The sequence below is a fragment of the Cellulomonas septica genome, from assembly GCF_012396155.1.
GTDB lineage: Bacteria > Actinomycetota > Actinomycetes > Actinomycetales > Cellulomonadaceae > Cellulomonas > Cellulomonas septica.
In genome coordinates this window covers 1-9096 of record NZ_JAAXOY010000075.1, presented here as the reverse complement: position 1 = coordinate 9096, position 9096 = coordinate 1, and the positions used below count along the sequence as shown (strand labels likewise).

Here is a 9096-nt window from a genome sequence, read left to right as displayed (position 1 = left end):
CGTCGTCGCGTCAGGGCGTCAGGGCGTGAGCCGGCGGCCGAGGGCGTCGTCGAGCGCGGCGCGGTCGCCGTCAACGCGGAGGCCGCCGTCGTCGGGGGAGCGTCGCCCCCACACGAGCAGTGCGATGTCCTGCGCGGATGCGTGGACGGTCACGGCGGGCTCGCCGTCCCCGCCGAGCAGCCACGTGCGGCCGGCGTCGGCTCCGACGAGCGCGACGGGTGCGGGCAGCGGCTCCATGCGCCCGAGCGCCTCCTGGCGCGGCTGCATGACGGTCACGACCTCGTCGACCGTGTCGGCCCAGACGGCGGCGTCGACGTCGAGCGGCAGCCCGCCCGCGGTGCGCAGGTCCCACAGGTGCACGAGGGTCTCGTGGAGCTGGCGGCGGTGCCAGAACGACGCCGGCCCGGGCCCGACGAGGGTGCTCGCGGGTGCGTCGGGGCCGAGCGCCGTGAGGGTGTCCCGCAGCTCGGCCGCGCACGTCGCGTAGAGGTCGACGAGGTCGAACGGCCCGCGGCCGAGCGGCGTCTCGCGACGACGGCTCGCCTGCCCGGCGGCCCAGTGGTGGATCCGCGCGAGGTGGACGACGAGGTCGCGCACGCGCCAGCGTCCGCACCACGGCACGCGCGTCGTCGGGTCGACCTGCGGGATCGTCGTGAGGAACTCGTCCTGCAGGGCGCCGAGGAGCCGCAGGTGGTCGAGCGAGGCGGCCACGTCCGTCGTCATGGGACCATGGTGGCGTCGACCGCCCACGCGCCGTGAGGTGCGGAGCCGTCACCGACCGTCCGTCGGGCGCCACGCTGCGCCCGCCCGCACCGAAACCGGGAGCCGTCCGCGTTGTCCCCGATCCCGAGCGCCGCCGCCACGTCGCGCATCCGCCCCGCGGCCACCGCGCCCGAGCTGCTGCGCAACTTCTGCATCATCGCGCACATCGACCACGGCAAGTCGACGCTGGCCGACCGCATGCTGCAGCTCACGGGCGTCGTCGACGCGCGCGCGATGCGGGCGCAGTACCTCGACCGCATGGACATCGAGCGCGAGCGCGGCATCACGATCAAGTCGCAGGCCGTGCGCATGCCGTGGGGCGTGGGCGACCAGGCGTACGCGCTCAACATGATCGACACGCCCGGGCACGTCGACTTCACGTACGAGGTGTCGCGGTCGCTCGCGGCGTGCGAGGGCGCGGTGCTGCTGGTCGACGCGGCGCAGGGCATCGAGGCGCAGACGCTCGCCAACCTGTACCTGGCGCTCGAGAACGACCTGCAGATCATCCCGGTGCTCAACAAGATCGACCTGCCGGCGGCGCAGCCGGAGAAGTACGCGGAGGAGCTCGCGGGTCTCATCGGCGGCGACCCCGCGGACTGCCTGAAGGTGTCCGGCAAGACGGGGGAGGGCGTCGAGGCGCTCCTGGACCGCATCGTCGAGCTCGTGCCCGCGCCCGTGGGGGACGCCGACAAGCCGGCGCGCGCGATGATCTTCGACTCGGTGTACGACACGTACCGCGGCGTCGTCACGTACGTCCGGGTCGTCGACGGCAACCTCAACCCGCGCGAGCGCATCGCGATGATGTCGACGAAGGCCACGCACGAGCTGCTGGAGATCGGCGTCATCTCGCCCGAGCCCGTCCCGACGCAGGGGCTGGGCGTCGGCGAGGTCGGCTACCTCATCACGGGCGTCAAGGACGTGCGCCAGTCGAAGGTCGGCGACACCGTCACGAACGCGAGCAAGCCCGCGGGCGAGGCGCTCGGCGGCTACTCCGACCCCAAGCCCATGGTCTTCTCGGGGCTGTACCCGATCGACGGGTCGGACTACCCGGCGCTGCGTGACGCGCTCGACAAGCTCAAGCTCAACGACGCCGCGCTCAACTACGAGCCCGAGACGTCGGTCGCGCTGGGCTTCGGGTTCCGCGTCGGCTTCCTCGGCCTGCTGCACCTCGAGATCGTGCGCGAGCGCCTCGAGCGCGAGTTCGACCTCGACCTCATCTCGACCGCGCCGAACGTCGTCTACGACGTCGACCTCGAGGACCGCACGACGGTCCGCGTGACCAACCCGAGCGAGTTCCCCGGTGGCAAGATCGGCGCGGTGCACGAGCCGATCGTCAAGGCGACCATCCTCGCGCCCAGCGAGTTCATCGGCGCGATCATGGAGCTCTGCCAGGGCAAGCGCGGCGACCTGCAGGGCATGGACTACCTGTCCGAGGACCGCGTCGAGATGCGCTACATCCTCCCCATGGCGGAGATCGTCTTCGACTTCTTCGACCAGCTGAAGTCCCGCACGCGCGGCTACGCGAGCCTCGACTACGAGCCCATCGGCGAGCAGACGGCCGACCTCGTCAAGGTCGACATCCTGCTGCAGGGCGAGACGGTCGACGCGTTCAGCGCGATCGTGCACAAGGACAAGGCCTACGCGTACGGCGTCATGATGGCGACGAAGCTCAAGGACCTCATCCCGCGCCAGCAGTTCGAGGTGCCGATCCAGGCGGCCATCGGCTCGCGGATCATCGCGCGCGAGACGATCCGCGCGATCCGCAAGGACGTCCTGGCGAAGTGCTACGGCGGTGACATCACCCGCAAGCGCAAGCTGCTCGAGAAGCAGAAGGAGGGCAAGAAGCGCATGAAGACCATCGGTCGGGTCGACGTGCCGCAGGAGGCCTTCATCGCCGCGCTCTCGTCGGACGCGGGCGGCGGCAAGGACGCGAAGGACGCGAAGAAGAAGTGACCGACGCCGCCCGTCGTCGCCGCCGGTTCGCCGAGCTGCACGCCGGCCCGGCGACGTTCCTGCTGCCGAACCCGTGGGACGTCGGGTCGGCGCGGCTGCTCGTGCACGAGGGCTTCGAGGCGCTCGCGACGACGAGCTCCGGCCTCGCGTGGTCGCTCGGCACCGAGGACCAGCACGTCACGCGCGACCAGCTGCTCGCGCACGTGCGGAGGCGCAGGCGCGCCGGACGGCCGAGGCACGTGCCCGACGGATCGTCGCGACGGCGGTGCAGCGCACGGCCGTCGCGACGAGCGCGCAGGCCTCCACGACGTCGCTCCCGCTGCCGTCGGACGACATGAAGGGCCGCATCATCGGCAAGGAGGGGCGCAACATCCGCGCCTTCGAGGCGCTCACGGGCGTCAACGTGCTCGTCGACGAGCAGCCGGGGGCGGTCGTGCTGTCGTGCTTCGACGCGGAGCGGCGTGAGGTCGCCCAGGTCGCGCTCGAGGCGCTCATGGCCGACGGGCGCATCCACCCGCAGCGCATCGAGGCCGCGTACGCGGACGCGCTCGCGTCGGCGGACGAGCGCACGGACGCCGCGGGTCACGACGCCGCGGAGCGTGCGGGGGTCGCGGGCCTGCACCCGGACCTGGTGCGGACGCTCGGGCGGCTGCGGCTGCGCACGTCCTACGGCCAGAACGTGCTCGAGCACCTGGTCGAGAGCGCGCTGATCGCCGCGCAGCTCGCCGCGGAGACGGGCACGGACGTCGAGGTGGCCCGTCGAGGCGCGTTCCTGCACGACGTCGGCAAGGCGCTCACCGCCGAGGTCCCCGGCACGCACGCGACGGTCGGCGCCGACCTCGCGCGGCGGCTGGGGGAGTCCGACGTGGTCGTCAACGCGATCGCGGCGCACCACGAGGAGGTCCCGGCGCAGACCGTCGAGGCCGTCCTCGTGCAGGTCGCGGACGCGATCTCCGCGGCCCGTCCGGGTGCGCGTCGCGAGGAGCTCGACCAGTACGTCGAGCGCATGGACAAGCTCGAGCAGCTCGTGAGCGAGCACGACGGGGTGCGTCGCGCACTGGTCATGTCGGCCGGCCACGAGGTGCGGGTCGTGGTCGAGCCGTCGGCGGTGGTCGACTCGGACCTGCCGCAGCTGGCCGTCCGGATCGCGCGGCACATCGAGCGCGACCTCGCGTACCCGGGCGAGATCAAGGTGACCGTCGTCCGCGAGACCCGGGCCAGCGCGACCGCGGGCTGAGTCCGACGGTGCCGCCTCGGCGTCGTCGGGACGCCGACCACAGCCTGCCGTGGGGGGGCGGGTCGACCGACCGGGTCGCGCGGGCTGCGCCGGGTCAGCGCCCGGTCGAGACGGCGAGGCTCGGGGCCTCGGCACGCGCGCGACCGGCGGTGCGTCGCCCGACCCGCCCGGCGAGCACACCGGCGAGGCGCGTGAGGCCGTAGTTGATGACGATGAAGATCAGGGCGGCCACGACGAGCGACTGCAGGATGTTGCCCTGGCTGGAGCCCAGGCGGCGGGCCGCGTCGAGCAGCTCGGGGTACGTGATGATGTAGCCGAGCGCGGTGTCCTTGAGGATGACGACGAGCTGGCTCGCGATCGCGGGCAGCATCGCGAGGAGCGCCTGCGGGACCTCGACGAGCCGCAGCGACTGCGCCCGGCGGAGCCCCACGGCGAGCGCGGCCTCGCGCTGGCCGCGCGGCAGGTTGTGCACGCCGGACCGCACGAGCTCCGCGAACACGGACCCGTTGTAGAACGTGAGGCCGAGGACGACGGCGACGAGGGGCAGGTCGTCGGGCGCGAGGATCTGCAGCCGGCCGAGCCCGAGCCAGAAGAAGATCATCATGAGCAGCACGGGCACGGCGCGGAAGAACTCGACGACCGCACCGGAGACGATGCGGACCCACCGGGCCGCGGAGAGGCGTCCGAGGCCGAAGACCACGCCGAAGACGGCGGACGTGACGATCGCGATGGCGGCCGCCCGCAGGGTGCCGACGAGCCCGGGGATCAGGTAGTCGACCCACGGGTCGGGCGTGAGGAACACGGTCCAGAGGCTGGGCTCGAGCTGGCCGTTGGCGCCGAGCCGGACGAGCACCCAGACGCCGATGGCGACGACGACGACGGTCGCGCCGATGTTGACCCACACCATGCGTCGGCGGGTGCGCGGGCCTGCCGCGTCGAACAGGACGGTCTCGTTCACCGTGCCACCGCCCATCGGCGTGAGAGGGAGGTCGTCGCGAGCCCGAGCGGCACGACGATGATCACGAAGCCGAGCGCGAACGTGAAGAAGATCAGCAGGATGACGTCGGGCCGGAACTCGATCATCGTCTTCATGAGGCCGGACGCCTCGGCGACGGACCCGGCGGCGGCGACCGTGGAGTTCTTGGTGAGGGCGATGAGGACGTTGCCGAGCGGTGCGACGGCGCCCCGGAACGCCTGCGGCAGGATCACGAGCCGCGCGGCGGAACCGAAGCCCAGCCCGATCGCGCGGGCGGCCTCCGCCTGGCCGATCGGCACGGTGTTGACGCCGGAGCGCAGCGCCTCGCACACGAACGCCGCGTGGTAGACGGCGAGGCCGAGCACCGCGAGGCGGAAGAAGTTGGTCTGGAAGTCCTGCGAGAGCTGGATGCCGAGCTGCCCCCAGAGCCCGAGGACGCAGAACACGATGATGATCGTGAGCGGCGTGTTCCGCACGAGCGTCACGTACGTCGAGCCCGCCCACCGCAGGCTGGGGACCGGTGAGATCCGCATGACCGCGAGCGCGGTGCCGAGCACGAGGGCGAGCACACCGGCGAAGAAGGTCAGCTGGATGTTCACCCAGAAGGCGCCGACCACGTCGAACTCGGCGAAGAGCGACGTGAACTGCGCCCAGGTGCCGTCGTCCACCGGCACTCCTCTCGTCCAGGGGCTGTCCGGAGCGCGTGCCTCACGCCACGGAACGGTGCGGCCGGGTGGTCCGCGCGAGCGCGCCGCGCGGACCACCCGGTGTCACGGTCAGGCGCAGGCGGCCTGCGCGGGCGGGTTGAGGTCCGCGTTGAACTGGAAGCCGGACGCGCCGACGTTCTTGTCGAGCAGCTCCTCCCACGTGCCGTCGTCGATCATCGCGCCGATGGCCTCGTTGATCGCCTCGCACTGGTCGGAGTCCTTCGGCAGCCCGACGCCGTAGTTCTCCTCGGAGAACGGGTTGCCGACGACCTTGACCTTGCCCTCGTTGGCGGGGACGGCGGCGAGGCCCGCGAGGATGATGTCGTCCGTCGTGACGGCGTCGACCTGGCCGGCGGTGAGCGCGGTGACGCACTCGGCGTAGCCGGGCTGCTCGAGCAGGTTGGTGCCGGCCGCGTACTCGTCCTTGATGCGCTGGGCGCTCGTGGACCCGGTGACGGAGCAGAGGTTCTTGCCCTCGAGGTCCTCGGGGCCCGAGATGGAGTCGTCGTCGGCGGCGACCAGCAGGTCCTGCCCGGCGACGAAGTACGGCCCGGCGAAGGAGACGACCTCCTTGCGCTTGTCGGTGATCGAGTACGTCGCGAAGATCATGTCGACCTGGCCGTTCTGCAGCAGGTTCTCGCGCTGCGCGGACGGGGCCTGGACCCACTCGATCTGGTCCTCGGAGTAGCCGAGGGCGTCGGCGACGTACCGGGCGACGTCGACGTCGAACCCGGTGTAGTCCGAGCCGTCCTTGAAGCCCAGACCGGGCTGGTCGAACTTGATGCCGATGCGGATCGAGCCCTCGGCGCCGCCGGAGGTCTCGGTCGAGTCGCCGGTGGCGCCGGCGTCGGTGTCGTCGTCACCACCGCCGCTGGAACAGGCGGCGAGCGTGAGCGTGGCGGCGGCCGCGAGTGCGACCAGTCGTCGTGCGCGCATGGTGGTCCCCTTCTTCTGCGTGGACGTGCGGTGTGTCGGTCAGAGGGTCGGATCGTGTCCGGGTGGGGTCGGGGGCGGGGTTCGGGTGGGTCCAGGTCAGTGCGTGAGGATCTTCGACAGGAAGTCGCGGGCGCGGGCGCTCGTGGGCGCGGTGAAGAACGTCTCGGGGTCGGCCTGCTCGACGATCTGGCCGCCGTCCATGAAGACGACGCGGTGCGCGGCGCGGCGCGCGAACCCCATCTCGTGCGTGACGACGAGCATCGTCATCCCCTCGCGCGCGAGGCCGACCATGACGTCGAGGACCTCGTTGATCATCTCGGGGTCGAGCGCGGACGTGGGCTCGTCGAACAGCATGACCTTGGGGTCCATGGCGAGCGCGCGGGCGATCGCGACGCGCTGCTGCTGACCGCCGGACAGCTGCGCGGGCAGCTTGTGCGCCTGGTTCGCGACGCCGACGCGCTCGAGCAGCTCCATCGCGCGCTGGGTCGCGACGGACTTCTTCACGCCCTTGGCCCGCGTCGGGCCGAGCGTGACGTTCTCGAGCACGGTCTTGTGGGCGAACAGGTTGAACGACTGGAACACCATGCCGACGTCGGCGCGCAGCCGGGCGAGCTCGCGACCCTCGGCGGGCAGCTCCTTGCCGTCGATGGTGATCGTGCCGGAGTCGATGGTCTCGAGCCGGTTGATCGTGCGGCACAGCGTCGACTTGCCGCTGCCCGACGGGCCGATGACGACGACGACCTCCCCGCGGCGCACGGTCAGGTCGACGGACTGCAGCACGTGCAGGGGGCCGAAGTGCTTGTCGACGCCGGAGAGGACGACGAGCGGGTCCCCGACAGGGCGGTCGGCGGCGGTGGGGTGCGGGTCCGTCGCGAGGTCAGCCATCCGACGACGCTAGAGGGCACATGTCCGATCTGGCCACCCGTGGGGGTCACGGTTGTGCAACACCGCAGTCAAGTGCGCTGGCCGAGCGGTGCTGGACGCGGGTCCGCGACGCACGTGGTCGCGGCGTGCACGGCCGCCGCGACGTGATCGAGGACCGTGGTGCCGGGCGCCCGTCCGGCGGGTCGTACCCTTGTCGGTGATGTCCACGACCCTGCCCGCCCCGACGCCGCTCGACCCCGAGGTCACCGGCGCGTCGCCGCGCACCTACCTCGTCAAGACGCTCGGCTGCCAGATGAACGTGCACGACTCCGAGCACATGGCGGGCATGCTCGAGCAGGCCGGCTACGTCCCGGCGACGCCTGAGGACGCCGCGTCGGAGGACGCCGACGTCATCGTCATCAACACGTGCGCCGTCCGCGAGAACGCGGCCGACAAGCTGTACGGCAACCTCGGGCGACTCGCAGGCACCAAGCGCGCGCGTCCCGGGATGCAGATCGCCGTCGGCGGCTGCCTCGCGCAGAAGGACCGCGCCGGGATCGTCGAGCGCGCGCCGTGGGTCGACGTCGTGTTCGGCACGCACAACCTCGACGTGCTGCCCGTCCTGCTCGAGCGCGCGCGGCACAACGAGCGCGCCGAGGTCGAGATCGCGGAGTCGCTGCAGGTCTTCCCGTCGACGCTGCCGACCCGGCGCGAGTCGGCCTACGCGGGCTGGGTGTCGATCAGCGTCGGGTGCAACAACACGTGCACGTTCTGCATCGTCCCGCACCTGCGCGGCAAGGAGCGCGACCGGCGACCGGGCGAGATCCTGGCCGAGGTCGAGGCGCTCGTGCAGCAGGGCGCGATCGAGGTGACGCTGCTCGGGCAGAACGTCAACTCGTACGGGGTCGAGTTCGGGGACCGTGGCGCGTTCGCGAAGCTCCTGCGCGCGGCGGGCGCGATCGAGGGCCTCGAGCGCCTGCGCTTCACGTCGCCGCACCCGGCCGCGTTCACCGACGACGTCATCGACGCGATGGCGGCGACGCCGACCGTCATGCCGCAGCTCCACATGCCGCTCCAGTCGGGGTCCGACCGGGTCCTGCGTGCGATGCGCCGGTCGTACCGCTCGGAGAAGTTCCTCGGCATCCTCGACCGCGTGCGTGCCGCGATGCCGCACGCCGCGATCACGACCGACATCATCGTCGGCTTCCCGGGCGAGACCGAGGAGGACTTCGCGGAGACCCTGCGCGTGGTCGAGGCCTCGCGCTTCGCTTCCGCGTTCACGTTCCAGTACTCGCCGCGTCCCGGCACGCCGGCCGCCGACCTGCCCGACCAGCTGCCGAAGGCCGTCGTCCAGGAGCGCTACGAGCGGCTGGTCGCGCTGCAGGAGCGCATCTCCCTGGAGGAGAACCGGGCGCAGGTCGGCCGCACGCTCGACGTGCTGATGGCCGAGGGCGAGGGTCGCAAGGACGGCACGACCGAGCGTCGCTCCGGCCGGGCCGAGGACAACCGGCTGGTCCACCTCGCGCTGCCCGCCGGCCTCGCGCCGCAGGACGCCCCGCGCCCGGGCGACGTCGTGACGGTGACGGTGACCCACGGAGCGCCGCACCACCTCGTCGCCGACTCGGCCGCGACGGGCGGCACGTTCGCGGTGCGCCGCACGC

Annotated in this window: 8 protein-coding genes and 1 pseudogene; 4 read left to right on the top strand and 5 right to left on the bottom strand. The window is 72.0% G+C overall.

Annotation, left to right across the window (positions count from 1 at the left end; genetic code table 11):
- Window positions 1-18 precede the first annotated feature (18 nt).
- Window positions 19-723 carry a maleylpyruvate isomerase family mycothiol-dependent enzyme gene (locus tag HGA02_RS05065; RefSeq protein WP_168678077.1) on the bottom strand — a complete coding sequence of 235 codons (705 nt, stop codon included), beginning with the start codon at window positions 721-723 and terminating at the stop codon, window positions 19-21.
- A gap of 111 nt (window positions 724-834) precedes the next feature.
- Here HGA02_RS05065 and lepA point away from each other — a divergent pair, with 111 nt between their 5' ends.
- From lepA to rny, 3 genes and pseudogenes are all read left to right on the top strand, one after another.
- Complete coding sequence (gene lepA, locus HGA02_RS05060) at window positions 835-2715, top strand: translation elongation factor 4 (protein ID WP_281357107.1); 1881 nt, start codon at window positions 835-837, stop codon at window positions 2713-2715.
- Window positions 2712-2873 (top strand): annotated as a pseudogene (locus HGA02_RS21590) (isocitrate lyase/phosphoenolpyruvate mutase family protein); the annotation flags it as partial. The gene lepA and the pseudogene HGA02_RS21590, both read left to right, overlap by 4 nt.
- Entirely contained in the window at window positions 2864-3952 is a 1089-nt protein-coding gene (gene rny / locus HGA02_RS05055; RefSeq protein WP_343035278.1) for a ribonuclease Y, read from the top strand. The pseudogene HGA02_RS21590 and the gene rny, both read left to right, overlap by 10 nt.
- 94 nt (window positions 3953-4046) lie before the next feature.
- On the opposite strand, the gene HGA02_RS05050 is transcribed toward rny, so the two are convergent.
- From HGA02_RS05050 to HGA02_RS05035, 4 genes are all read right to left on the bottom strand, one after another.
- The gene (locus HGA02_RS05050) at window positions 4047-4910 is read right to left on the bottom strand and encodes an ABC transporter permease subunit (protein WP_168678076.1); all 864 of its coding nucleotides are present in this window, start codon (window positions 4908-4910) and stop codon (window positions 4047-4049) included.
- The gene (locus HGA02_RS05045; RefSeq protein ID WP_124342837.1) at window positions 4907-5596 is read right to left on the bottom strand and encodes an amino acid ABC transporter permease; all 690 of its coding nucleotides are present in this window, start codon (window positions 5594-5596) and stop codon (window positions 4907-4909) included. The genes HGA02_RS05050 and HGA02_RS05045 overlap by 4 nt, the downstream gene beginning before the upstream one ends.
- Before the next feature lie 108 nt (window positions 5597-5704).
- A complete protein-coding gene (locus tag HGA02_RS05040) occupies window positions 5705-6571 on the bottom strand; it encodes a glutamate ABC transporter substrate-binding protein (RefSeq protein ID WP_168678075.1) in 867 nt (288 codons plus the stop codon).
- A 96-nt stretch (window positions 6572-6667) separates the two neighbouring features.
- The gene (locus HGA02_RS05035) at window positions 6668-7456 is read right to left on the bottom strand and encodes an amino acid ABC transporter ATP-binding protein (RefSeq protein WP_124344410.1); all 789 of its coding nucleotides are present in this window, start codon (window positions 7454-7456) and stop codon (window positions 6668-6670) included.
- 199 nt (window positions 7457-7655) lie between these two features.
- Here HGA02_RS05035 and miaB point away from each other — a divergent pair.
- A partial coding sequence (gene miaB, locus HGA02_RS05030) for a tRNA (N6-isopentenyl adenosine(37)-C2)-methylthiotransferase MiaB (RefSeq protein WP_168678074.1) occupies window positions 7656-9096 on the top strand: 1441 nt, incomplete at its 3' end.